The sequence below is a fragment of the Paracoccus sp. SM22M-07 genome (assembly GCF_001887735.1).
Classification (GTDB): Bacteria; Pseudomonadota; Alphaproteobacteria; order Rhodobacterales; family Rhodobacteraceae; genus Paracoccus.
The window spans coordinates 90,544-114,138 of the sequence record NZ_JPKW01000011.1; the positions used below are offsets into that span (position 1 = coordinate 90,544).

Annotated in this window: 20 protein-coding genes; 4 read left to right on the top strand and 16 right to left on the bottom strand. The window is 64.7% G+C overall.

The features are described 5' to 3' along the window. Positions 1–22: 22 nt before the first annotated feature. On the bottom strand, positions 23–2,164 hold the full coding sequence (locus IE00_RS15080) for a malate synthase G (protein ID WP_072298031.1): 2,142 nt from the start codon (positions 2,162–2,164) through the stop codon (positions 23–25). A 197-nt stretch (positions 2,165–2,361) separates the two neighbouring features. Here IE00_RS15080 and IE00_RS15085 point away from each other — a divergent pair, with 197 nt between their 5' ends. From IE00_RS15085 to IE00_RS15100, 4 genes are all read left to right on the top strand, one after another. After that, positions 2,362–3,345, top strand: a complete 984-nt coding sequence (locus IE00_RS15085; protein WP_072298032.1) for a siderophore-interacting protein — start codon at positions 2,362–2,364, stop codon at positions 3,343–3,345. A 73-nt stretch (positions 3,346–3,418) separates the two neighbouring features. After that, positions 3,419–4,162, top strand: coding sequence for a glycosyltransferase (locus tag IE00_RS15090; RefSeq protein ID WP_072298033.1), 744 nt, complete (start codon positions 3,419–3,421; stop codon positions 4,160–4,162). Positions 4,163–4,280: 118 nt separating this feature from the next. After that, entirely contained in the window at positions 4,281–5,513 is a 1,233-nt protein-coding gene (locus IE00_RS15095; protein WP_072298034.1) for an aromatic ring-hydroxylating dioxygenase subunit alpha, read from the top strand. Between the two features lie 4 nt (positions 5,514–5,517). After that, entirely contained in the window at positions 5,518–6,594 is a 1,077-nt protein-coding gene (locus IE00_RS15100; protein ID WP_072298035.1) for a hybrid-cluster NAD(P)-dependent oxidoreductase, read from the top strand. Between the two features lie 205 nt (positions 6,595–6,799). Here IE00_RS15100 and IE00_RS15105 read toward each other — a convergent pair whose 3' ends face one another. From IE00_RS15105 to IE00_RS15175, 15 genes are all read right to left on the bottom strand, one after another. Continuing rightward, positions 6,800–7,564, bottom strand: a complete 765-nt coding sequence (locus IE00_RS15105) for a calcium-binding protein (RefSeq protein WP_072298098.1) — start codon at positions 7,562–7,564, stop codon at positions 6,800–6,802. Positions 7,565–7,995: 431 nt separating this feature from the next. Next, positions 7,996–8,868: a glucose-1-phosphate thymidylyltransferase RfbA gene (gene rfbA, locus IE00_RS15110; protein WP_072298036.1), complete on the bottom strand. Its 873-nt coding sequence runs from the start codon at positions 8,866–8,868 to the stop codon at positions 7,996–7,998. Continuing rightward, on the bottom strand, positions 8,865–9,713 hold the full coding sequence (gene rfbD / locus IE00_RS15115) for a dTDP-4-dehydrorhamnose reductase (RefSeq protein ID WP_072298099.1): 849 nt from the start codon (positions 9,711–9,713) through the stop codon (positions 8,865–8,867). The genes rfbA and rfbD overlap by 4 nt, the downstream gene beginning before the upstream one ends. Continuing rightward, positions 9,713–10,750: a dTDP-glucose 4,6-dehydratase gene (gene rfbB, locus IE00_RS15120; RefSeq protein ID WP_072298037.1), complete on the bottom strand. Its 1,038-nt coding sequence runs from the start codon at positions 10,748–10,750 to the stop codon at positions 9,713–9,715. The genes rfbD and rfbB overlap by 1 nt, the downstream gene beginning before the upstream one ends. Then, positions 10,747–11,304 carry a dTDP-4-dehydrorhamnose 3,5-epimerase gene (rfbC, locus tag IE00_RS15125; RefSeq protein ID WP_072298038.1) on the bottom strand — a complete coding sequence of 186 codons (558 nt, stop codon included), beginning with the start codon at positions 11,302–11,304 and terminating at the stop codon, positions 10,747–10,749. Before rfbC ends, rfbB begins: the two co-directional genes overlap by 4 nt. Positions 11,305–11,357: 53 nt before the next feature. After that, on the bottom strand, positions 11,358–12,842 hold the full coding sequence (locus IE00_RS15130; RefSeq protein WP_072298039.1) for a hypothetical protein: 1,485 nt from the start codon (positions 12,840–12,842) through the stop codon (positions 11,358–11,360). Positions 12,843–12,887: 45 nt separating this feature from the next. Further along, positions 12,888–15,104: a tetratricopeptide repeat protein gene (locus IE00_RS15135; RefSeq protein WP_072298040.1), complete on the bottom strand. Its 2,217-nt coding sequence runs from the start codon at positions 15,102–15,104 to the stop codon at positions 12,888–12,890. Then, positions 15,104–16,066 carry a GDP-L-fucose synthase gene (locus IE00_RS15140; protein WP_072298041.1) on the bottom strand — a complete coding sequence of 321 codons (963 nt, stop codon included), beginning with the start codon at positions 16,064–16,066 and terminating at the stop codon, positions 15,104–15,106. Before IE00_RS15140 ends, IE00_RS15135 begins: the two co-directional genes overlap by 1 nt. Positions 16,067–16,074: 8 nt before the next feature. Then, on the bottom strand, positions 16,075–17,196 hold the full coding sequence (gene gmd, locus IE00_RS15145; protein ID WP_072298042.1) for a GDP-mannose 4,6-dehydratase: 1,122 nt from the start codon (positions 17,194–17,196) through the stop codon (positions 16,075–16,077). A 229-nt stretch (positions 17,197–17,425) separates the two neighbouring features. Beyond that, positions 17,426–18,283, bottom strand: a complete 858-nt coding sequence (locus IE00_RS15150; RefSeq protein WP_072298100.1) for an SMP-30/gluconolactonase/LRE family protein — start codon at positions 18,281–18,283, stop codon at positions 17,426–17,428. Next, entirely contained in the window at positions 18,280–18,885 is a 606-nt protein-coding gene (locus IE00_RS15155) for a 2-dehydro-3-deoxy-6-phosphogalactonate aldolase (protein ID WP_072298043.1), read from the bottom strand. The genes IE00_RS15150 and IE00_RS15155 overlap by 4 nt, the downstream gene beginning before the upstream one ends. A 15-nt stretch (positions 18,886–18,900) precedes the next feature. Further along, a complete protein-coding gene (locus IE00_RS15160) occupies positions 18,901–19,788 on the bottom strand; it encodes a 2-dehydro-3-deoxygalactonokinase (RefSeq protein ID WP_072298044.1) in 888 nt (295 codons plus the stop codon). After that, on the bottom strand, positions 19,785–21,833 hold the full coding sequence (locus IE00_RS15165) for an alpha-galactosidase (protein WP_072298045.1): 2,049 nt from the start codon (positions 21,831–21,833) through the stop codon (positions 19,785–19,787). The genes IE00_RS15160 and IE00_RS15165 overlap by 4 nt, the downstream gene beginning before the upstream one ends. After that, complete coding sequence (locus IE00_RS15170; protein WP_072298046.1) at positions 21,830–22,675, bottom strand: carbohydrate ABC transporter permease; 846 nt, start codon at positions 22,673–22,675, stop codon at positions 21,830–21,832. The genes IE00_RS15165 and IE00_RS15170 overlap by 4 nt, the downstream gene beginning before the upstream one ends. Positions 22,676–22,679: 4 nt before the next feature. Then, the gene (locus IE00_RS15175; protein WP_072298047.1) at positions 22,680–23,594 is read right to left on the bottom strand and encodes a carbohydrate ABC transporter permease; all 915 of its coding nucleotides are present in this window, start codon (positions 23,592–23,594) and stop codon (positions 22,680–22,682) included. Between the last annotated feature and the right edge of the window lies 1 nt (position 23,595).

The following is a 23,595-nucleotide window of genomic DNA, read 5'->3' on the forward strand; positions in this document are numbered from 1 at the left end:
CATTCACCTTTCGGAGGAGAGATCAGGCCGCCCACTTGGCCTTGGCCCGCCAAGCATGCAGAGCCGGTTCGGTATAGCCCGAGGGCTGTTCCGCGCCGGTCAGGATCAGGTCCCGGGCCGCATTGAAGGCGGGCCCGTCAAACTCCGGTGCCATCGGGCGATAGGCGGGATCGCCCGCATTCTGGGCATCGACCTTGGCGGCCATGCGGCGCAGGGCCTCCTCGACCTGATCCTGCGTGATCAACCCGTGTTCCAGCCAGTTGGCCAGGTATTGCGCGCTGATCCGGCAGGTGGCGCGGTCCTCCATCAGTTGCACATCGTCGATGTCGGGAACCTTGGAACAGCCGATGCCCTGATCGACCCACCGCACGACATAGCCCAGGATCCCCTGCGCGCTGTTGTCCAGCTCGCGCATCACCTGGTCCTGCGGGATCGGGCCATCGGCCAGCGCCGGCGTCAGCAGCAGGTCCAGACCGGGCAGGGGCTTGTCCTTCAGGTCTTCCTGACGGGCCGCGACATCGACCATGTGGTAATGCAACGCGTGCAGCACGGCGGCAGTCGGGCTGGGCACCCATGCCGTCGTGGCGCCCGATTTCGGGTGGCCGATCTTGACCTCGAGCATTTCGGCCATGGCATCGGGCTTGGCCCACATGCCCTTGCCGATCTGACCGCGCCCCTTCATGCCCGCGGCCAAGCCGATCAGCACGTTGCGATCCTCGTAGGCTTTCAGCCAGGTCGAGGTCTTCATGCCGTCGCGCCCGACGAAGGGGCCCGCCTGCATCGAGGTGTGAATCTCGTCGCCCGTGCGGTCCAGGAAGCCGGTGTTGATAAAGACGATGCGGTGGCGGATCGCGTGGATGCAGGCGGCCAGGTTCGCGCTGGTACGGCGTTCCTCTTCCATCAGGCCCAGCTTGACGGTGTTGGGCGCCAGCCCCAGCACCTTTTCGACATGGGTAAAGACCTCATCGGCGAATGCCGCTTCGGCAGGGCCGTGCATCTTGGGCTTCACGACATAGATCGCGCCCGCGCGGCTGTTGCCCAGACCCTGGGTCCGCTTCAGGTCGTGGATGGCGCAGGCGGTGGTGACCATTGCGTCCATCAGGCCTTCGGGGGTCGGCTGACCGTCGATCTGCACCGCATCGGTGGTCATCAGGTGACCGACATTGCGCACCAGCAGCAGTGCGCGACCCGGCAGGGTCAGGGTGCTGCCGTCGGGGCGGGTGATCCGGCGGTCATCGGCCAGGCGGCGGGTCATGGTCTTGCCGCCCTTGTCAAAGCTCTCGGTCAGGTCGTCCTTCATCAGGCCCAGCCAATTGCCATAGACGGCCACCTTGTCGGCGGCATCCACGGCGGCGACGCTGTCCTCGCAATCCTGGATGGCGGTCAGGGCCGCTTCGACCACGATGTCGCGCAGGCCGCTGGCCGAGGCCGCGCCGATCGGGTGGTCGGGGTTCAGCACCAGTTCGACATGCAGCCCGTGGTGGCGCAGAACCAGCGCCGTATCGGCGCCGTCCGTGCGGGTGCCGACAAAACCCGTCGGATCGGCCAGGGCCACGTCCTGACCGTCGACCGTCGCGCGCAGACCTGCCGCGTCGGCGGCATAGGCCGTCACATCGGCATGGCTGCCTTGGGTCAGCGGAAAGCTGTCATCCAGGAACTGCGCCGCCCTTGCCACCACCGCATCACGGCGCGCCGTGTCGAAGCCGCCCGAAGGCACCGGCCCCATCACGTCCGATCCGTACAGCGCATCGTAAAGCGATCCCCACCGCGCATTCGCCGCGTTCAGGGCAAAGCGGGCATTGCTGACCGGCACGACCAGCTGCGGACCGGCCAAGGTCGCGATCTCGGGGTCGACATCCCCATTTTCGACGCTGAAAGGCGCAGGTTCCGGCACCAGATAGCCGATTTCGGTCAGGAATGCGCGATAGGCCGCAGGGTCCATGTCGGGATTGGCCCGGTGCCAGTCGTCGATCTGCCCCTGCAGCGCGGCGCGCTGATCCAGCAGCGCCCGGTTCCGCCCGGCGAATTCCGACAGCAGATCGGCATAGCCCTTCCAGAAATCATCCGGCTGCACGTCGGTGCCCGGCAGCACCTGCGTGTCGATGAAATCCGCAAGCCGGCCGTCGATCTGAAGGCCGTGGCGATGGGTGGTGCTGTCGGTCATGCTGTTCCTCCGGATTGCGGTGGAATCGGGTACCACCGCCTGTTGCGTCAGCTTGGCATACGACAGCGGGGGCGCTTTGCCAAGTATTTTGAAAAATCCTTCCATTAAATTGCAAAAGCTGGATCATGCTTTTTGCCAAAATTAGTTGACAAAATTTATGGGGAATATCACACCTTCTGCAAAGGAAAGGTTTCGCCATGTCGCTCATGTCCAGCCACCGCCGTGTCGGCGTTATTCCTCGGGCCTCGGGGGCTGCGGCGGCGGCGTTGAAGGCGCGGGCCAGCGCGTGGGAGGCACCGCTGACCGAAACGCCCGGTGTGCTCAGCCTGTTCGTCTGGGGCTGCGAATTGCGGCTGACCGCCGAATCCGACAGCACCCGGGTCGAATTGCTGGCCCCCGAACTGCGCCTGATCGGCAATCTTCAGGACAGCGCGTCCGAGATCTTTGCCGAAGCGGGGCTGGAGGTCGCATGGGATCATGTCGACGAAGGCGCGCTGGCCCCCGGCCTGTCGCTGATGCGGGTGGCGGGCGTCAGCCATCCCAGCCCCGGCTTCCTGCGTGTCCGCCTGACCGGACCCGATGCCGAGCGTTTCGGCCGCGACAGCCTGCATTTCCGCCTGCTGCTGCCCGCAATGGGGCGCGATCCGGTCTGGCCGCGGGTCGGAGCCAAGGGGCGCACGATCTGGCCCGAGGGCGATGATGCCCTTCACCGTCCCGTCTATACCGTGGCGGCACAGGGGCAGGGTTGGTTGGATTTCGACATCTTCCGCCATGACGGCAGCCCCACCTGCGCATGGGCTGAAACCGTCCGGCCCGGCACGCAGGTGGGCATCATCGGACCGGGCGGGGGGTGGTGTCCGCAGGTGCCGGCGCTGTCCATGTTCGGCGATCAGACCGCCTTGCCGGCCATCGCGCGGATGCTGCACCTGTCGCGCGACCTGGTCCCGGGGCCGGTCCAGGCAATCGTCGATGCCGATCCCGCCGATCTTGAGGCCCTGGCCGATGACCCCCGCGTCCGCATCCGGCACGACCTGCTGACGGCGCTGTCGCAGGCCGATCTGCCCCAAAACGGCTTTGTCTGGTTCGCGGGTCATGCGCCCGATGCCCGTGCCGCGCGCAAGATGCTCTTGGATCGGGGCGTGGCCAAGCGCGACTTCATGGCCGCCGCCTATTGGGACTGAGGCGAGGCGGGCGGTTGCCTGACCATTCGCCGGCGGGCATGCTGCAATCGGACAGACATCACAGGCCCGACCCATGATCCGCGCCCATCTGGCGACCTTTCCCCCGCGCGCGGGGATCCTGATGCAGACCGTCGCCTCGATCCTGCCGCAGGTGGACCGGTTGTGCATCTGCCTGAACGGCCATGATCGCATTCCCGACGCGCTGGCCGCCGATGACCGGATAGAGGCGATGATTCCCGACCGCGACCTGAAGGATGCCGGCAAGTTCGCCTTTCGGACCGCAGATGACGACATGGTCTTCACCATCGACGACGACATCGTCTATCCGCCCGATTATGTCAGCCGGACGATGGCCTTCTTTGACGATCTGCCGGCGGATCGGAACGTGCTGGGTTTTCTGGGCAGTGCCTGGGTCGCCAAGGACGACAAGGGGCAGCAGGGGTGGAAGAACTGGATGTTCCACAAGCGGGCGCCCCACATGGTCAAGGTCGATATCCTGGGCACCGGCACCGCCTGTCAGCTGGGGCGCAACATGCCCCGGCTGGACCAGATCGAGGATGCCAGGGGCTTCGTCGATCTGCGCCACGCCCGCCACCACGCACAGGCGGGCCGGTGGATGTGGGTCGTGCCGCGTCAGAACGGCTATCTGACCAGCACCATGACCGGCGATCTGGAAAGGACCGGCCTGTTCCACACGGTGAACCTGGCCCGCCCCCCGGCCATGGTCGCCGAATTGCGCGCCCTGATGGCGGAACTGGGGCCCCATTCGGGCGAACAGCTGGCCCGTCTGCGCGCCGCGGGGCTGGTGGCGGCGTAAATTGCATCGCGTGTCTGTTTCCGCGGTCCGAATGTCGCAAATCTGCCACGTCGGATCGCGGCGCGCTTCTAGGTTCGGGTCACTGCCACCGCCAAGCGCCTAGGGAACGATCTGCGCCATGACATATGCCCCTTCGACTGCTCAGCTGATTGCCGAACGCCTTCCCGACCACGCCTTGCCGCGCGATCTTTATTGCGGGGAACAGGCCTATCGCGACGATCTGGACCAGATCTGGTACCGCGAGTGGCTGTTCGTGGGGCCGTCCTGCGAATTGCCCAAGACGGGCAGCTTCGTCACCATGCAGGTGGGCGAATGCCCCATTGTCGTCACCCGCGGCGATGACGGTCGGCTGCGCGCCTTTCACAACGTCTGCCGCCATCGCGGCCAGCGGCTTTGCGCCAAATCCAGCGGCAGCAACCCCAAGCTGGTCTGCCCCTATCACCAATGGACCTATGACCTGACGGGCAAGCTGGTCTTTGCCCGCGACATGGGACCTGATTTCGATGCGTCGAAATACGGGCTGAAGCCGGTCCATTGCGTCGACCTGGCGGGGATGGTCTTCATCTGCCTGGCCGATGTCCCGCCGGCGATCAGCGATTTCGCGCAGAACGTGATGCGCTATGCCGCGCCCTCGGGGCTGGCGGATGCCAAGATCGCCCATTCCAGCACCATCGTCGAACAGGGCAACTGGAAGCTGGTGATGGAGAACAACCGCGAATGCTATCACTGCGGCGGTTCGCATCCCTCGCTTTGCCGGACCTATTCCGACGATCCGTTGATGACGGTGATGGAAGGGCCGAACGCCGCCAGCCCCGAGATCCTGGACCACTGGGCCCGCTGTGACGCCGCGAACCTGCCGTCGCGCTTCGTCAATGATGCGCGGATGCAATGGCGCATGGCCCGCGTGCCGCTGATGGACAATCAGGAAAGCTTTACCATGTCCGGCAAGGCCGCCGTCACGCGGCGCATGGGCAACATCCCGTGGAACGATGCAGGCAGCCTGATGCTGTATCACTTCCCCTCGACCTGGAACCATTTCCTGCCCGACCACGCCATCGTCTTCCGCGTCCTGCCGATCAGCCCCACCCAAACGCAGGTCACCACCCATTGGCTGGTCCACAAGGACGCGGTCGAGGGTGTGGATTACGACATCGAGACCCTGACCCGCGTCTGGCTGAACACCAATGACGAGGACCGTCAGGTGGTCGAGGAAAACCAGAAGGGCATTCTGTCGCCCGCCTATCAGCCCGGCCCCTATTCCCCCACCCAGGAAGCGGGCGTCATCCACTTCGTCGATTGGTATTGCGGCCTGATGTCCGCCCGCCTTGGAATGCAGCACGCCGCAGAGTGATCCGATGAAAAAGCCCCGCCTGAACTGGAACGTCGAACCCTGGTCCGACAACGAACACCTGGAATGCGTCATGGTCGTGCCGGAAACGCGCGACACGACCACCTTCATCTTCCGGGCACCTTCGGGCGCATGGTTCGATTACCAACCGGGACAGTTCGTGACGCTGGACCTGCCGGTTCCGGGGGGCAACGTCCAGCGCACCTACACGATCTCGTCCTCGCCCTCGCGGCCGCTGTCGATCTCGGTGACGGCCAAGGCGCAGGCGGATTCGATCGGCACGCGCTGGATGATGGACCATCTGAAGCCGGGCATGCGGCTGAAGGCCTATGGGCCGGGGGGCATCTTCAGCTTCCACCGGCACAGGGCGCCGAAATACCTGTTCATCTCGGCGGGGTCGGGCATCACGCCGATGATGTCGATGACGACATGGGCGTGGGACCAGGCGCAGAATGCCGACATCACCTTCGTCCATGCGGCCCGGCGGCCTTCGGACATCATCTTCCGTGAACGGCTGGAACAGTTCGCCGCCCGCGTGCCGGGCGTCCAACTGCGCTTCACCATCGAGGAGCCCGAGCCCTATATCACCTGGACCGGATACCAAGGGCGTTTGAACCAGTTGATGCTGGGCCTGATGGCGCCCGATTACCTGGAGCGCGAGGTGTTCTGCTGTGGGCCCGAACCCTTCATGCAGGCGGTGCGCGACATGCTGATCGCGCTTGGCTATGACATGGACCGCTATCACCAGGAAAGCTTCGGCGCGCCCGTCGCCACCGAGGCCGAAGCCCCCGTCATCGAGGATATCGCCCCCGACGAGGATGCCCGCGCCCAGATCACCTTCGCCGCCAGCGGCGTGACGGCGGCCTGCGCGGAAACGGATACCGTGCTGGCCGTGGCCAAGCGTTCGGGTCTGAACATCCCCTCGGGCTGCACCTTCGGGCTGTGCGGAACCTGCAAGATCCGCAAGACCGCGGGCGATGTGCACATGGTCCACAACGGCGGGATCAGCGATGACGACATCGCCGAGGGCTGGATCCTGGCCTGCTGTTCCAACCCGATGGGACCCGTCACGGTCGAGGTCTGAGCGCATCCGGCAAGGTTCCCCTATCCGCGTGATCATGTGCGGATGGGCCTGAACAGGCGCTGCGCATGCTTCTCCACCCCGGAATGATCGGGAATTCGCGGTGAGTTGCGCCTGACCTCCAGACGTCTTCAGCAGGTGGCACGGGATGACGAAAAACGGGCGGCACCCTGCGGTGCCGCCCGTTCCATATGTCGTTGACCGGGGCTCAGATGAATTCGATATGCGCGGCCAGGCCGGACAGGTCGGTCATGTTCTGGAAGATGATCATGTCGCCATCACCAAAATCCAGCGCGGCCATGCCGTCCACCGTCGTGCCATACATATCGATGACGTCCTGGGCGCTCATGGGGGCGTCGAACAGTTGGCTGCTCAGCTGCAGGACATCGCTGTCCCCACCGGTGGTGAAGTCGACAAAGCTGTCGCGGCCATCGCCGTCCTGGAAGATGAAGGTGTCGGACCCCGCACCGCCGGTCAGCATGTCTGCTCCGGCACCGCCATCCAGGACGTCCTTGCCCTGGCCGCCGCTCAGCTCATCGCCATCGCCGCCGCCGCTCAGACGGTCGTTGCCATCGCCGCCTTCCAGGCGGTCGGCCCCGTCGCCACCGAACATCTTGTCATTGCCGGCACCGCCGAACAGCTTGTCGTTCCCCTGGCCGCCAAACATCTTGTCGTTGCCGGCGCCACCGTCCAGCACGTCATTGCCGACGCCCCCGGACAGGTTGTCATTGCCGTCATTGCCGCGAATGGTATCGTCGCCCGAATCGCCCATCACGGTATCACGGCCCGCACCGCCTTCGACCAGATCACCCCCTGCGCCGCCGTTGATGACATCATCACCGGCATCGCCCTTCAGGTGATCGCTGCCCCCGCCGCCCTTGACGAGGTCATCACCGTCACCACCCTTGATGATGTCCGCACCGTCGGTGCCCATCAGATCGTCGTCATTCACCGTTCCATCGATCGTAGCCATGTCTTCCTCCATCGGAAAAAAAGATACTCGTTTAAAAGCCGGTGCCGACATGACCCGGCGCCTTTAAGGCCTGCCCACCCGGGCCGACCTGCAGTCGAATTGTCAGATTGAAGATTGCGATCTCCGACATTCCCCATCATCAAGGCAAAAGGAATGACCTTATGCCCCGGCGCCACATGGGCCAGTTGGAAACATTATCTTTATCCGACATGCGCTTGGCTTGGCAGCCTTGCAGAAAATCCGGTTCCTGGACGGTTCCGGATGGGCAGAAGACAAGGTGAACAACCTTATTCTTTCTACGCTCTATACTAATAGATAGTTAAAATTATAATGACAACAAAATTCTTTTAATCAATAAAAGTTATTAAGTTGTTATTGCATCTAAATACTACCGCGGGGGTTGTTTTAAAGCGTTTTGGGACTGATCAGGATCAATCAAGCAGTTTGAATAGATAGGCGCCATATCCGGTTTTCCCGAAAGTCCTGGCCTGGCGGGCCAGATCCTCGCGGGTTATCCACCCCGATTCGAAGGCGATTTCCTCGGGGCAGCCGGATTGCAGCCCTTGGCGGTTTTCCAGCGTCCGGACGAAATTCCCTGCGTCCAGCAGGCTTTCATGGGTTCCGGTGTCCAGCCAGGCAAAGCCGCGCCCCATCCGGTCGACATGCAGCAGCCCGTCATCCAGATAGGACTGAAGCAATGTGGTGATCTCAAGCTCTCCGCGTGCCGATGGGGTCACCTTGGCCGCCCGATCTGGGGCCGTGCCGTCAAGAAAATACAGCCCCGTCACCGCAAACGAGGAGGGCGGCACGGACGGCTTTTCGACAATGGCCCGTACGCCGCCCAGTTCGTCGAAATCGATGACGCCATAGCGTTCAGGGTCGCGCACGTGATAGCCGAAGACGGTCCCGCCCGTCGGTCGCCCATCGGCAGCCAGCAGCATCGGGGGCAACCCGTGCCCAAAGAAGATGTTGTCGCCCAGGACCATGGCCGACGGCGCCCCGTCCAGAAACCCGGCGGCCAACAGATAGGCCTGTGCCAGACCCTCGGGGCGGGGCTGCACGATATAGGTGAAGCGCAGCCCCCATTGACCGCCATCGCCCAGCAGCCGCTGGAACTGGGACTGGTCCTCGGGGGTGGTGATGATGGCGATCTCGCGGATGCCTGACAGCATCAGCACCGTGATCGGGTAGTAGATCATCGGCTTGTCATAAAGCGGCAGCAGCTGCTTGGAGACGGCCAGCGTGATCGGATAGAGGCGCGTTCCGCTGCCCCCGGCTAGGATGATGCCCTTGCGGTCGGTCATGGCTGCCTTTCGCCGTTCAGGATGCGCCCCAAGGCCTGGCGCCAGTCGGGCCGCTCGATGCCGAAGGCCCGCCGGATGCGGCTGCACTCCAGCCGCGAGTTCAGCGGCCGAAGCGCGGGTGTGGGGTAATCTTCGGTCGGGATCGGATCGACCCGGCAGGACAGCCCCGCGTCGTGAAAGATCTGCGTGGCGAAACCCGCCCATGAAATGTCTGGCGCGCCCGACAGGTGAAAGATGCCGCCTTTGCTGGGATCGTCCCGCATGGCTGCGGCCATCGTCAGAAGGGCGACGGCAATGTCGGCGGCCGGGGTCGGGCCACCCACCTGATCGTCCACGACAGAGATGCTGTCGCGCGACGCCCCCATGCGCAGCATGGTCGTCACGAAATTCCGCCCATGACCCGAAAACACCCATGATGTCCGCAGGATCGCCGATTGCCCGCCCTGTTCCATCACCGCCCGTTCACCCGCCAGCTTTGACGCCCCATAGACGTTCAGGGGGTCGGTCGCTGCGTCTTCGGCACGCGGCGCGCTGCCCTGACCCGAAAAGACATAGTCCGAGGAGATGTGCAGGAAGGGAATGTCGCGCATCCGGCAGGCCAATGCCATGGAGGCGGGCGCATCGGCATTGATCCGGTGGGCCATCTGCGGATCGCTCTGGGCCTGATCCACGGCGGTATAGGCGGCCGCATTGATGACGGCGGTCGCGTTCCCGATGGCGTTTGCGCAGGCCTGCGGATCCGCCAGATCGGCTTGGTCACGGCCCAGAAACCGCGCGTCCGGGGCCAGGGCCGCCAGTTCCCGCGCCACCTGGCCCGTGCGTCCAAAGACCAGAAGCCCTTGCATCATGCCATCCCCAGACGCTGTCCGACGCCCTGCCGGTTCAGCAGGGGTCGCCACCAGCTTTCGTTCTGCAGGAACCATTCGACCGTTCGCCGCAGCCCCTGTTCCAGCGTGACCGAGGGCCGCCAGCCCAGTTCGGATCGCATGCGGGTCGGGTCGATGGCATAGCGTCGGTCATGGCCGGGTCGGTCGGGCACAAAGCGGATCAGATCGGCATGCGGGGCGGCGCCGGGCCGCAGATCGTCCATATGGGCGCAGATCATGCGGACAAGATCGATGTTGCGCGCCTCGTTTTCGCCGCCGATGTTATAGCTGCGCCCGACCCGGCCCTTGTGCAGCACCGTCAGCAGCGCATCGGCATGATCTTCGACATAGAGCCAGTCGCGGATGTTGCCGCCATCGCCATAGACCGGGATCGACCGCCCCGCCAGCGCATTCAGGATCACCACCGGCACCAGCTTTTCAGGGAAATGATAAGGCCCGTAATTGTTGGAACAATTGCTGAGAACCACCGGCAATCCATAGGTTTCATGCCAGGCCCGCACCAGATGATCCGAGGCTGCCTTGCTGGCCGAATAGGGGCTGCGCGGGTCATAGGCGGTGGTTTCGGTGAACTGACCCGTGGCTCCAAGACTGCCGAAGACCTCGTCGGTCGAGACGTGATGAAATCTGAATCCCGCCGGCCGTCCCGCCGCAGCCCAATAGCTCCGCACCGCCTCGAGCAGATGGAAGCTGCCCAGGATATTGGTCTGGACGAAGGCCGCCGGCCCGTCGATCGAACGGTCCACATGACTTTCGGCGGCCAGATGCATCACCGCGTCGGGTCGGTGAAGCGTCAGAATCCGGTCAAGCGCATTACGGTCGCGAATGTCGGCCTTGTCAAAGGAATAGGCCGGGTTCCCTTCGATCGATGCCAGATTGTCAAGGTTCGCCGCATAGGTCAGGGCATCAAGGTTCACCACCCGGTGGCCGCGCGCAATGGCCAGTCGGACCACCGCCGATCCGATGAAGCCCGCGCCCCCTGTGACCAGCAGCTTCATGTCGCCTGCCATGAAAACGGCGACTGCCAGCCGGCGAATTCTGGGGCAGCACGGTCCTTGTCCGACAGGATGGGGCTCTCTACCCCCCAATCGATGCCAAGGGAATCCCACGCCACTGCACCATCACAGTCGGGATCATAATGGTCGGTGCATTTATAGACGATCTCGGTATCGTCCTGTCTTGTGACGAAGCCATGCAGGAACCCTGCCGGAATCCACAGCTGGCGACCGTTCTCAAAGCTCAGATCCACGCCCACCCATTGCCCCCAGGTCGGGCTGCCTCGGCGGACATCCACCGCGACATCGAACAGCGCCCCGCGCCCACAACGCACCAGCTTGCCCTGGGCATGGGGCGGGGCCTGGTAATGCAACCCGCGCAACGTCCCCGCATGGCGCGACACGGAATGGTTGTCCTGGACAAAGTCGGGCAGATGCAATCCCGCCGCATCCAGACTGCGCCGGTTCCAGCTCTCGCTGAAAAAACCGCGGCTGTCGCCATGCCGGGCGGGGGTGATGACCGTCACGCCCGGCAAGGCTGTCGTCTGGATCTGCATGGTCGCCTCCGGGTCGTGTTGGGGGGACAGGGTTAGCAGCCCTGTCCGGCCAGTCAATGACCGCCGTGATCTCCCTCCGGGGAAAGATCGGCCGGGGCGGGGACATGATCGACCAGCATCCAGTCCATCAGACGGCGCGACACCTCTTCCGAAAGGATCTTGTCCTTGCCCGCCACCTCGACCTCGACCGGCATGAAGTCCAGTTCGTCCAGCAAGGCGACGAACCGTTCCATCGCCAGGGCGCCCTTGCTGGATTTGACGTTCTTATGGGCCGACTTGAAGATGGCGCGGGCATCGTCGGTGAACAGGGTCCAGACAAAGCCCGACATCACCTTGCGCCGCAGATCGGGCATCTGCGCCTCGGCGTCGCGCAGGGCGGTGACGGCCAGGGTCGGCACATCTTCCATGGTCGGTTCGCGCCCTTGGGCATGGAGGGCGGCGGCACGGTCGCGGAAGGCCTGAATGGCCAGTTCCCAGAAGAAGGGTGCCTCTTCCAGGTATTTGTTCAGGACGTGCAGGCGGGAATTGGTGATGCGGTTATCGGCCACCGCCAGCTGCAAGTGGTCGCGACACAGCGTGGGCCGGGGTTCCTTCAACAACTCCTCCAGCTCGGCCGCCAGAACGGGTTGGGGGACCTTGTCGGGATGGACCGGAACCGGTTCGCCGGGGACCAGGTTGCGCAGCAGATGCGACAGATCTGTCAGATCGGGTTCATCGCGCACCAGGAAATCATCCGGCATGGCACGCGCAGCGATCAGCGAGACATAGCCGATATGGGTCTGCAGGCGCGGCACATGGCGGTTGCGTTGCCGCACATCCTCGGCCGAGCCGAATGCGCCGCTTTCGGAAAAATCGAAATAGTGTGCGCCGGTCTTGTGCGCCAGGATCGAGCCGACGGATTGATCATGGCGATGGTCGCGAAAGACCTCGTGGGTCTTGCCCATCTCGTCGGGCTGGTCGGTCAGGATGCGGGGGTCGCGGCAATAGTCCAGCCATTGCTCCAGGAACGCGAAACTTTCCTTCGACGGCATGAACAGCAGCGGGCCCGCGCAGACCTGGGCCGCCAGACGTTGTTCGTCCGTATCGGCATCCATCAGGATGAAGGCGTCCCGCTTGGTGTAATGCCCCTGGATCTGCCAGTTCGAGATGAAGCCGTGGATGAACCGCTTGGGCGTCAGGGCGCAGAGTTCGACCGCCGCATGGGGGAAGGACGGAAACTGGTGAAAGCTGCCCGCGCCGTACCGGCCCGCGTCGTTATAGATGACGATGTCGTCGGGGCCGACCTCGCGCAGCTTCTGCAGGATGATCCACGGCTTCCACAGCCAGTAGCCGGCGCCACGTTCCTGTTCCAGGATGAAGCGGTTTTCGTCCCAGAAGGGGGTCTTCTTCAAATTCGCCTCGGTGACATGGCGGGCGCTGTCGAACCCCACCTTCAGGGCCGAGGCACAGTAATCATCGGCATTGCGGGCAAAGGGTTCGACCCCGTTCGAATAGACCAGGAAATGTGCCTGCCCGACCCTGCTGTGACCACGTCTCATACTTGCTCTCCTGCCTTTGGGTGGGCATCGGGGCCACCCGCCCCCTTACGACTTTGCCAGTTTCTTGTGACGCCGCATATATTGCGTCTTGTCCGGGTAACGGATCATCAGCCGTTCCAGGAATGCGCGGGCCTCATTGACCTGGCCCGCCTGTACCAGCAGGTCGGATTTCAGCATCACCAGCGGAGGATGGTCGTCGGCCCATTGCAGGGCCCAGTCCAGGACCGCCCCCGCCCCCGCGGCATCGCCCAGCTTGGCCTTCATCTCCGCCAGCGCATGTTGACGCCGCCAGTTCAGCGGTGCCAGCGACAGGCCCTTTTCCAGGATCCGCACGGCATCGGCGGTTCGGCCCGCGTCCCGCGCCGCGTCGGCCGCCAGGAAATAGACCGACGGGAACTGCAGCTGCCCCTCGTCGATGATCCCGACCAGCAGATCGGCCGCGCCTTCCACATCGCCGGCGCGCAGCTGGAACAGCCCGCGCATGGCCCGAAAGATCGTCACTCCGGGGTCCAGCGTGATCGCCCGGTCCATCGCCTCAAGGGCCTCATCGTGCCGGTTCTGTTCGTGGCGCAGCTCGGCCAGCCGCTTGTGAAACAGTGCGACCTCGGGCTTGGCCTCGATGGCACTCAGCAGCAGCACCTCGGCGAGGCCCGGGTCACCCTCGCGCAGGGCGATCATGCCGGTGAAGCTGTCGAAATGCGGCTTGATGTCGCCCGACCAGCTGCGACGTTCAAGAATGCGCAGGATCGAACGGAAATGACCCCGGAACCGATAGTGACTGCGCAGGTCGGACCGCGTGAAATCGGGCCATTCCCAGACCATCACCCGGTTCGTCGGGATCATCTTGTCAAAGCTCAGGATGCCCGCTTCGACCGGTGCGGTGTAGAATGTCTTGATGTGATCGACGATGAAGCGGTTCGGGAACAGCTGTTCGATATGCGTGTCGGTGACCCAGAAATTGCCGTCATGGTAATCGCCCCGGCTGCGCAGAAGGCCCGCAAGGGCGTTGATCTCGCCTTCGACCGGTTCGTGCCAGAAGGCCGAGGTGATCTGCTCCATCGCCTCGGCCTTCCGGCCCAGCATCAAAAGCGCCAGCCCGTGATAGAGCGCGATCTGGGCATAGCTGCGCTGGAAGGTGACAAAGCCGCGATCGACCGCCGGGCGCAGATCGCAGATCGCCTGATACTGACCGTCAAGAAACATCTCGCGGACGGCCATGGCATAGATGAAGGCGATGTTCAGACCGGATTGGATATGCTGACGCGCCAGATCGACGAATTCGCCGCGACGGCCGGTCTTGGTCAGATGCTCGCAGGCATAGACCAGATATTGCCCGATTTCGCCCTGGTTGGCGAACAGGTCGGGCCGGTCCTTCAGGCGGCTGGCCAACAGGTCCAGTGCCGCATGGCGCGCATCCGGCGTGATATCGGATTCGACATCGCGGAAATCGCCGCCGCCGATGGTCTTGGCGGTCGAGCTGAAGGCCGAGGAGGGCGGCGCGACGATCAGGTCCGACATGGAGATCGCAAACAGCTCCAGCGCGTCGCGCTGCACCTCGGTCAGGGTGCCGGTATCGGCGATGCGGTCAAAGGTCAGCAGGTCGGGGAACATGCGGGTATAGCGGTCCAGCACGCTTTGATTGTCGCTGAACAGGATGGTGCGTGCCGCCGCGCCGTCCAGGTTCGCGCGGATATGGGCCTCGAAGAATTCGTCGGGGACGAACTTGTTCGGCCAGGCGCGGTTCATGGCCCGCAGGTCGCTGGTCAGATCCCCGCGCCGGATGTGATAGGCGACCGTCCGCCGCCCGTCGCGCAGCTTGCCGCGCAGGGCCTGCAGGTGGCGGGCCAGATCCGGGTTCAGGGGCAGGGTGTCGACCACGTCGCGGAAGATGCGGTGGACCTCGGCCTCATCCTCGAAGGGCATTTTCAGGACGTCGAAGGGCGGGTCCAGCAGGACGTGCATGCCGCCCTTCAGATTGTCCAGGAACTGTTCCTTGGTCGCGCTGTGGATGACGGTGCCGATCGCGGTCGCATTGCTTTTCATCGCCTGATAGGTGGGCTTGTCGATGAAATGGTCGCGGACGAAATCCTCGGCGAAAAGCTGGGTTCCGTCGCCCAGCCCGTCGCTGTCGCGCCAATGGACGACGAAGGGCAGATCGAAGCTGCGCGCGAAACGCATCGTGTTCAGCAGCGCGATCAGCCGCCCCCCCATCCGGTCGGCGCGAAAGGCGATCAGTTTGCCCTGCTGATCCGACATGGCCATCAACCGGCGCGGTTCTCGAGGAACCAGCGATAGGTCTCGGCGACGCCGCGTTCCAGATCGACCTGCGGTGTCCAGCCCATCGCCATCAGCTTGTCCGAGGACATCAGCTTGCGCATCGTGCCGTCGGGGCGGGTCAGGTCGTTCTCGATCCGGCCCTGGTATCCCGTGACGCGGGCCACCAGTTGCGCCAGATCGCCGATGGAAATATCCGTGCCGCTGCCGACGTTCAGGTGGGACAGCATCGGGTCGGTATTGGCCTGATAGGTTTCGCGGTCCAAGTCGAAGACGAACAGGGATGCGCGCGCCATGTCGTCGACATGCAGGAATTCGCGGCGCGGCGTGCCCGTGCCCCACATGACGACCCGATCCAGCCCATCCCGCGCCGCTTCGTGAAAACGGCGGATCAGGGCGGGCATCACGTGGCTGTTCTCGGGATCGAAATTGTCGCCGGGACCATAGAGGTTTGAGGGCATCACCGACCGGTAATCGGTGCCGTATTGCCGGTTGTAGCTTTCGCAGAGCTTGATGCCCGCGATCTTGGCGATGGCATAGGGCTCGTTCGTGGGTTCCAGGATGCCGGTCAGAAGCGCATCCTCGCGGATGGGCTGGGGTGCCTCGCGCGGATAGATGCAGCTGGACCCCAGCTGCAACAGCCGCGTCACCCCGGCGGCCCAGGCCTCGTGGATGACATTGCATTCGATCATCAGGTTCTTGTGGATGAACTCGGCCGGATAGGTGTTGTTGGCATGGATGCCGCCCACCTTCGCCGCCGCTAGGATCACCGCGTCGGGACGTTCGGTCGCCATGAAGTCGCGCACCGCCGCCTGTTCGGTCAGGTCCAGTTCGCGGCTGGTGCGGGTGATCAGGTCAAGATCCTCGCCGGCATCGCGTCTTGCCTGCAACTGGCGCAGGATGGCGCTGCCGACCATGCCGCGATGACCTGCCACGAATATCCGCGTCATGTCGAACCTTAGCTTTCCTGATAGAGCGGCAGGTCATAGCCATGCGTCTTCAAGAACGCATGGCGGCGTGCGGCCTTGAGGTCTTCGCTGACCATTTCCCGGCACATTTCCTGCGTGGTGATCTGGGGCGTCCAGCCCAGCTTTTCGCGCGCCTTGGTGGGATCGCCCAACAGGGTTTCGACCTCGGTCGGGCGAAAATAGCGCGGATCGACGCGCACGATCACCTGGCCGGGGGTCACGCCGGGGGCATCGTCACCCTCGACCGATGCGACGATCCCGACCTCGGCCTCGGCCCTGCCCTCGAAGCGCAGGGTGATGCCCACCTGGCTGGCCGACCATTCGATGAACTGGCGCACCGAATACTGGACCCCGGTGGCGATGACGAAATCCTCGGGCTGATCCTGCTGCAGCATCATCCACTGCATGCGAACGTAATCCTTGGCATGGCCCCAGTCCCGGAGGGCGTCCATGTTGCCCATGTACAGGCAATCCTCCAGCCCCTGGGCGATATTGGCGATGCCACGGGTGATCTTGCGGGTCACGAAGGTCTCTCCCCGACGGGGGGACTCGTGGTTGAATAGGATGCCGTTGCAGGCATAGATGCCATAGGCCTCGCGATAGTTCACCGCGATCCAATAGGCGTACATCTTGGCCACCGCATAGGGCGAACGCGGATAGAAGGGCGTGGTCTCGCGCTGCGGGATTTCCTGGACCTTGCCATAAAGCTCCGAGGTCGAGGCCTGGTAGAACTTGGTCTTGCCCTCCAGTTTCAGGAACCGGATCGCTTCCAGGATGCGCAGCGTGCCAAGCGCATCGACATTGGCGGTGTATTCGGGCGTCTCGAAGCTGACGGCGACATGGGATTGCGCGCCCAGGTTATAGACCTCGTCGGGGCGGACGGCCTCCATGATGCGCATCACGGAAGACGTGTCGCCCAGGTCGCCGTAATGCAGGAACATCCGCGCATCTTCGGCATGGGGGTCTTGATAGATGTGGTCGATGCGCTGCGTGTTCAGCGAGGAGGACCGGCGCTTGATGCCGTGCACCTCGTAGCCCTTTTCCATCAGCAGTTCCGCGAGGTAGGAGCCGTCCTGACCGGTGATCCCGGTGATAAGAGCCCGTTTCGTCATCGAAATTTCCTCGTTCACACAGGTGTACTCGTCATGGTGGGCAAACTCCGCCCGCACAGGTCCGGTTTACGGCACGACCCGCCCTTTCTCCAAGAGACAAGTTCGCCGGATGGCCCGGACCGCACGGGCAGCATGTTTTCGCCGCATATCGAACCAGACCATGATGCGGCAACGATGAGGTGACAAGACAATGGGCAGAAATTGATGGATTTTGCCGCGCCGCCAAGCCTCAGGAAACGGAGGATGGCAGAATCACCCGATGTTCGGACTGGCCGCGTTCATCCACCGTGACCGCGAAGGTGCAGCCGTCATCGGGACCGGGCGCGTCCAGCCCCTGCCGTGCCGATGTGGCAAACAGGGTGTCCAGATCCGCCCCGCCGATCGAAGGGCAGGAGATATGGGCCGCAGGCAGCATCACCGCCCGGTCGAACCGCCCCTGCGCGTCATATCGTGCGACGCGGCCCGCCCCCCATTGCGCCGACCACAGGCCGCCTTGGGCATCCATCACCGCGCCGTCGGGGCTCAGCCCTTCGGCGCGCAGGTCGATGAAGGGCTGCGGATCGCCCACAGGCCAGCCATCCGCGTCCAGCGCGACCCGCATGATGACGCCCTTGTCGGTATCGGTGAAACAGGCGCTGTCGCCCTGTGGGGCAAAGCAGATGGCGTTGGTGATGGTGATATGGGCGAACAGACGCCGCAATTCCCCGCGACAATAGCGCCAGATCGACCCGGCACCCGCTTCGGCGTTCAGCCCCATCGTGCCGATCCAGAAACCGCCCTGCGGATCGGCGCGCCCGTCATTCGATCGGGTGACGGGGTTGTCCGCCTCCAGATCCACCAGGGTTGTGCGGGTCCCGTCGCGCAGGTCGAACAGCAGCAGCGCCCGCGACGACGCCACGATCAGCCGGTTCGCATCCACGATCCCCGCCGCCGAGACATGGTCGACGAAATCCCAATGCCGACGCTGGCCGCCGACGGGTTTCAGATACATGCGCTTGCCGATGATATCGAACCAGATCAGTGCGTTCAGGTCGGAATGCCACAGCGCGCCTTCGCCCAGGGTGCAGGGGGTGTCGTCAAAGATCATGCCGCCACCCCGTCCCATGCCGCGACCATCGCGCGGGCCTTGGCGGTCACCGTCGCCGCGTCATCGCCGGGCTTGTAAAGCGACGATCCGATCCCGAAACCGGCCGCACCGGCCTGGCGCCATTCGCCCATGTTTTCGGCCGAGACGCCGCCAACGGCCCACATCGCGGTGTTCGCAGGCAGGATCGCCCGCATGGCGCGCAACCCCTTGGGGCCGATCAATTCGCCCGGAAACAGCTTCAGCCCCGAGGCGCCCGCATTCAGCGCCACGAAGGCCTCGGAAGGGGTCATGATGCCCGGAAAGCTGTCCATGCCGGCGGCCCGCGTGGCCTGGATGACGGCGGCGTCGCAATTGGGCGACAGGACCATGCGCCCGCCTGCCGCGGCCACGGACTGGACCTGGTCGGGCGTCAGCACGGTGCCCGCGCCGATCGTGGCCCGGTCCCCGAAATCGCGGGCCAGCAGGGCGATGCTGTCCAGCGGGTCGGGGGAATTCAGCGGCACCTCGATGCGGGTGATGCCGGCGTCGATCAGGGCTTGGGCGATGGCGGGGGCCTCGGGCGGGGTCAGGCCGCGCAGGATGGCGATCAGGGGGCGGGACATGGCGGGGCCTTTCGGTCAGGTTGTCTTGAATTGCTGATGGGCGGCGGCAAGGCCGGCAAGGGTCGCATCCTCGACCGACATCAGCGCGGCGGGGACGCCCTGCGCCCGCAACGCCTGGTCATAAAGCGACGACAGCGCCGGGGCGCCGATGATGGTGACGTCGCAGCCCAGCCACCAAGGCTTGGCCGCGGCCAGTTCCCATCCGATCAGCGTGCCGGACAGGCGCGCCCGCGCCACGGCCGGGTCCAGCCCCGACAACAGCGATTCCGCGCGCAGCTGGAACAGGCCGCCATAGCCGCGTTCGGGCCGCGCCATCGCGTCGGAGACGGCCGCCAAAAAGGCATCGGGGTCGTGATCCTGGCCGCCCACGGAATGGCGCAGGACCGACTGGCCCGCGATCAGGCCGAACAGCTCGCCCGTCATCAGGCTTTTGAAATTGCAGATCTCGCCCGCGGAAATGCGGACCCATTTCGTGTGGGTTCCGGGCAGGCAGGCGATGCCGTCGAAATCGGGCGTCATGGCCAGCAGACCGGCGATCTGGGTTTCCTCGCCGCGCATGACGTCGGCGGGGTCGTCCTGCCGGATGCCGCAGACGATGCGGACGGGACGCCCGCCCGGATCGCCCGGAACGGCGACCATGCGCGGCGTGGCGGGGCAGGGGACGGGGGCATAGGGGGCCTCGACCCAGCCCTGGCGCGATCCGACCATGCCGCTGGCGATGACGGGGACGGCGGGCCATCCTTCGGTCGCCTTGGCAAGGGCCGGGGCGAAATCATCGGGGCCCAGAACGCCCATCCCGCGGTCCGAGGCTCGACGTTCCACCACCCGGCGGCCCGACATGGCCCAAAGGCGCAGGTTCGTCGTGCCCCAATCGGCGGCGATCCAGTCAATATCGGCAGTCACAAACGCATTCCTTCAATCACGGCGACGGTCTGCGGGAAGGCGGGCGGCAGGGCAACCCCCTGCGCCATCAGCGCGGCCCCCGTCAGCGTCACCTCGTCCTGACTGATCGCCGTATGGGACGTATGGTGCCCAAGCGGCTTTTCAATCATCCGCAACCTGTAGCGCGCCCTGGGATCAAGCCCCGTCAGGCGCAGCGGGGGTGGCTGGACGGCCACAGTGCTGTCCAGCGTCGCCGCAAAGATCACCAGCCGCGATCCGTCCGCCGCCATCTGCATTTCGGCCAGCGCCCCTTGGGGTCGGTCCAGCCGCCAGATGTCGCCCGCCAGCATCCAGTCGCGATTGGCCTTCCACCACGTCGTGACGCGGGTCAGCGTTTCGGCCTCGTGCTCGGTCAGTTCGCGCGGGTCCATCTCGAAGCCCATATGCCGTTGGGCGGCGGTCCAGGCGCGCAGCGCCATCGGCAGCACCCGCCCCGAGGTGTGGCAGTCGCGCGGGCCCACATGGCTGCCCGTGGCGATCGCGGGCAGGAAAGCGGCCGCGTGATGCTGGATGCGCAGGCGTTCCAGCGCGTCGTTGCTGTCGGACAGCCAGACGCGCGGGCAGCGTGTCAGGATGCCCGCATCGATGCGGCCCCCGCCCGAGGCGCAGCTTTCGATCTCGACCTGCGGATGGGCCGCGCGCAGGCGGTCCAGCAGGTCATAGACGCCGCGCGTCTGGCCCGCATCGGGGAAGGGCGTCAGGCGGTTGTGATCCCATTTGACATAGTCGATGTCCCAATCGCGCAGGATCGCGTCCAGCCGCGTGAACAGGTGGTCGCGCACATCGTCGCGCGTCATGTCCAGATGCAGCTGGTTGCGGCCCCGGATCTGGTCGGCAGGTCCCAGCACCCAATCGGGATGGGCGCGATAGAGGTCGCTGTCCTCGTTGATCATCTCGGGTTCGAACCACAGGCCAAAGCGCATGCCCAGTTCCTGCACCCGGTCGATCAGCGGCTGAAAGCCATGGGGGTGCTTGCGCGGATCGATCTGCCAATCGCCAAGCGAGGTCGTGTCATCGTCGCGCCGCCCGAACCAGCCGTCATCCAGCACGAAGCGTTCCGCCCCAAGGGCCGCCGCGCGGGCGACGATGTCCGAGAGTTCCCGGGCGTCGTGGCGGAAATAGATCGCCTCCCACCCGTTGTAATGGACGGGGCGGGGCTGGCGGGCCGGGGGCAGGCGGTCGCGAATGGCGCGTTGGAAGGGGATGGACACGCTGTTCAGCCCCGCATCGCCCCGCGCCAGCAGCAGCTCGGCGCTGTCAAATCGGGTGCCGGTGGCGCGTTCGGACCCCGAGGCGTGGCCCAGCTGGATCTGGCGGCGACCCTCGGGCAGGGCCTCGACCACCATGCGGTGACCGCCCGACCAGCCGTAATGCAGGGCCATCACCTCGCCCCGCGTATGGGTCGTGCCGGCGGTGGCCAGCCACAGATGAGGGGGGTGTTCATGCCCCGAGCGACCCGTGCGGGCATCGCGGATGCGGGCGCCGTGGTCCAGATCGCTGGTCACCGGCTGGAATTCGCGCGTCCATCGGCCCGCCAGCTCGGTCAGCTGGTCCATATGCGGCGGGACGGGCAGGGCGGCGGCGGCCAGCCAATGCAGGCGGATCGGACGATTTGCGGTCAGGCTGGCGGAGATGGCGACCAGCCCATGCGGTTGTGGACGGATGCGGTGGGTCAGGGTCAGACCGTCTGCCGCGTGAACCAGCGTCAGCCCATCGCCCTGATCGGCGGATTGCAGCGCCCATGCCGGTTCCAGGGGCGTGCCGTCGCCGTCGAACGCCACCAGCCCCGGCTGGCCCGGAAAGCTGCGCCGCGCCTCGGGCAGCAGCGACAGGGGCGGCAGCTGGTCCAGCATGCCGCCGGTCAGGCCACCCGCACCTGCCGCCACCAGATCGCCCAGATCCTGATCGGCGGGCAGGGGTGCGCCCCAGTAATGACAACAGGCCACGCCGCCATCGCTGCCGAAGACCAGGGTCTGAGCGGCGGTATCGATGCGCCAGACCCTCATTTCACCGCACCCAGGGTCAGACCGGCGATGAAGTGCCGCTGCATCAGGAAGAACATCAGGACCGGCGGCATGGCCGCCAGAATGGACCCCGCCGACACCAGGTGCCAAGCGGCGACCCATTGGCCGTTCAGGCTGTTCAGGCCGGCGGTGATCGGCTGCGTCTCGGCGCCCGTGGTCAGCACCATCGCCCAGAAATAGTCGTTCCAGATGAAGGTGAAGACCAGCACCGACAGCGCCGCGATGGCCGGGCGGACCAGCGGCATCACGATATACCAGAAGATCTGCCATTCATTGACGCCCTCGACACGCGCGGCCTCGATCAGCTCGCGCGGCAGGGCCTTGATGAAGTTGCGCATGAACAGCGTGCAGAACCCGGTCTGGAAGGCGATGTGGAACAGCGCCAGACCGGTGACGGTGTTGTAAAGACCCATGTTCACCGTCAGGTCGCGCACCGGCACCATCAGAATCTGGAAGGGCACGAAATTGCCCGCCACGAACATGAAGAACACCACCAGCGACAGCCGGAACTTGTAGACCGCCAGCGCATAGCCCGTCAGGCAGGACAGACCGACCGCGCCGATCACCGTGGGGATGGTGATGCGGAAGCTGTTCAGCAGGTATTGGGCGATGGGCGAATTGCGGAAGACGTCGGCATAGTTCTCGAAGGCGATGCGCGACGGGATGCCGAAATAATTGCCGGCCGCCAGGTCGCCCGACGGACGCAGCGAGGTCAGCGCCACCCCCAGCAAGGGCAGCAGCCACAGGACCAGCATGATCGGCAGCGCGATCTTGTAGCTGCGCTGAAAGGCGGGGGACATGGTCTGGATGGGACGGGGGAACATCGGATCAAAGCCCTCTCTCGTCGCGCCACATCTTCCAGATGAAGCCCGTGATGAAGATCATCATGATGGCGAACAGCACCACGGCGATGGCCGCGCCATAACCCATGCGATAGCCGTATTCCGACAGCGCCTGTTCGTACATGTAATAGGACAGCACGCGGCTGGACCCGAAGGGCCCGCCCGAGGTCATGATGCTGACCAGGTCGAAGCTGCGCAGCGCGCCGATGACGGTCACAACCACCGCGATGAAGGTCGCCGGGCGCAGTTGCGGCAGCACGACATGCCACAGCATCCGCCATCCCTTGGCGCCGTCCAGGCGCGCGGCCTCGATCTGGTCGGGGGCGACCGCGTTCAGGCCGGTCAGATACAGGATCATGCAATAGGCGATCTGCGGCCACAGCCCCGCCGCGATGATGCCATAGGTGACATAGCGTTCATCCGCCAGGATCGCGACGCCAGTGCCCGTGACCCATTCGATCAGCACGTAAAGCAGCCCGAAGCCCGGCGCATAGAACCATGAAAAGATCAGCCCCACGACCACCTGGCTGATGACGAAGGGAAAGAAGAACAGCGATTTATAGATGCGGATGCCCTTGACCGTCTGGTTCAGGAACAGCGCGATCATCAGCCCGATGGGCACGGCCAGCAGATACAGGGCCAGCCAGATGACATTGTTCTTCAGGCTGGTATAGAAGGCGTCGTCCCACCACAGCTCGGAATAATTGGCCAGTCCGACCCAACGCATCGGTCCAAGGCCGTCCCATTCGTGGAACGAGACCCAGACCGACTGGAAGATCGGGATCAGCACATAGACGGCGAACATCAGCATGCCCGGCGCCAGGAACAGCCAGGGTGTCAGGCTGTTGCGGCGCCTGCGGGCGCGCGCCTTGGGCGGGTGAATGTCGGGAAGGGCGGTCATG

Coding starts and splice junctions, on each gene's coding strand:
- IE00_RS15165 (WP_072298045.1), bottom strand. CDS start 21,833: ATGAGGGTCTGGCGCATCGATACCGCCGCTCAGACCCTGGTCTTCGGC.
- rfbD (WP_072298099.1), bottom strand. CDS start 9,713: ATGCAAGGGCTTCTGGTCTTTGGACGCACGGGCCAGGTGGCGCGGGAA.
- IE00_RS15090 (WP_072298033.1), top strand. CDS start 3,419: ATGATCCGCGCCCATCTGGCGACCTTTCCCCCGCGCGCGGGGATCCTG.
- IE00_RS15175 (WP_072298047.1), bottom strand. CDS start 23,594: ATGACCGCCCTTCCCGACATTCACCCGCCCAAGGCGCGCGCCCGCAGG.
- IE00_RS15150 (WP_072298100.1), bottom strand. CDS start 18,283: ATGATCTTTGACGACACCCCCTGCACCCTGGGCGAAGGCGCGCTGTGG.
- IE00_RS15105 (WP_072298098.1), bottom strand. CDS start 7,564: ATGGCTACGATCGATGGAACGGTGAATGACGACGATCTGATGGGCACC.
- IE00_RS15155 (WP_072298043.1), bottom strand. CDS start 18,885: ATGTCCCGCCCCCTGATCGCCATCCTGCGCGGCCTGACCCCGCCCGAG.
- IE00_RS15140 (WP_072298041.1), bottom strand. CDS start 16,066: ATGACGCGGATATTCGTGGCAGGTCATCGCGGCATGGTCGGCAGCGCC.
- rfbB (WP_072298037.1), bottom strand. CDS start 10,750: ATGAAGCTGCTGGTCACAGGGGGCGCGGGCTTCATCGGATCGGCGGTG.
- IE00_RS15130 (WP_072298039.1), bottom strand. CDS start 12,842: ATGAGACGTGGTCACAGCAGGGTCGGGCAGGCACATTTCCTGGTCTAT.
- rfbA (WP_072298036.1), bottom strand. CDS start 8,868: ATGACCGACCGCAAGGGCATCATCCTAGCCGGGGGCAGCGGAACGCGC.
- rfbC (WP_072298038.1), bottom strand. CDS start 11,304: ATGCAGATCCAGACGACAGCCTTGCCGGGCGTGACGGTCATCACCCCC.
- IE00_RS15085 (WP_072298032.1), top strand. CDS start 2,362: ATGTCGCTCATGTCCAGCCACCGCCGTGTCGGCGTTATTCCTCGGGCC.
- gmd (WP_072298042.1), bottom strand. CDS start 17,196: ATGACGAAACGGGCTCTTATCACCGGGATCACCGGTCAGGACGGCTCC.
- IE00_RS15135 (WP_072298040.1), bottom strand. CDS start 15,104: ATGGCCATGTCGGATCAGCAGGGCAAACTGATCGCCTTTCGCGCCGAC.
- IE00_RS15095 (WP_072298034.1), top strand. CDS start 4,281: ATGACATATGCCCCTTCGACTGCTCAGCTGATTGCCGAACGCCTTCCC.
- IE00_RS15080 (WP_072298031.1), bottom strand. CDS start 2,164: ATGACCGACAGCACCACCCATCGCCACGGCCTTCAGATCGACGGCCGG.
- IE00_RS15170 (WP_072298046.1), bottom strand. CDS start 22,675: ATGTTCCCCCGTCCCATCCAGACCATGTCCCCCGCCTTTCAGCGCAGC.
- IE00_RS15100 (WP_072298035.1), top strand. CDS start 5,518: ATGAAAAAGCCCCGCCTGAACTGGAACGTCGAACCCTGGTCCGACAAC.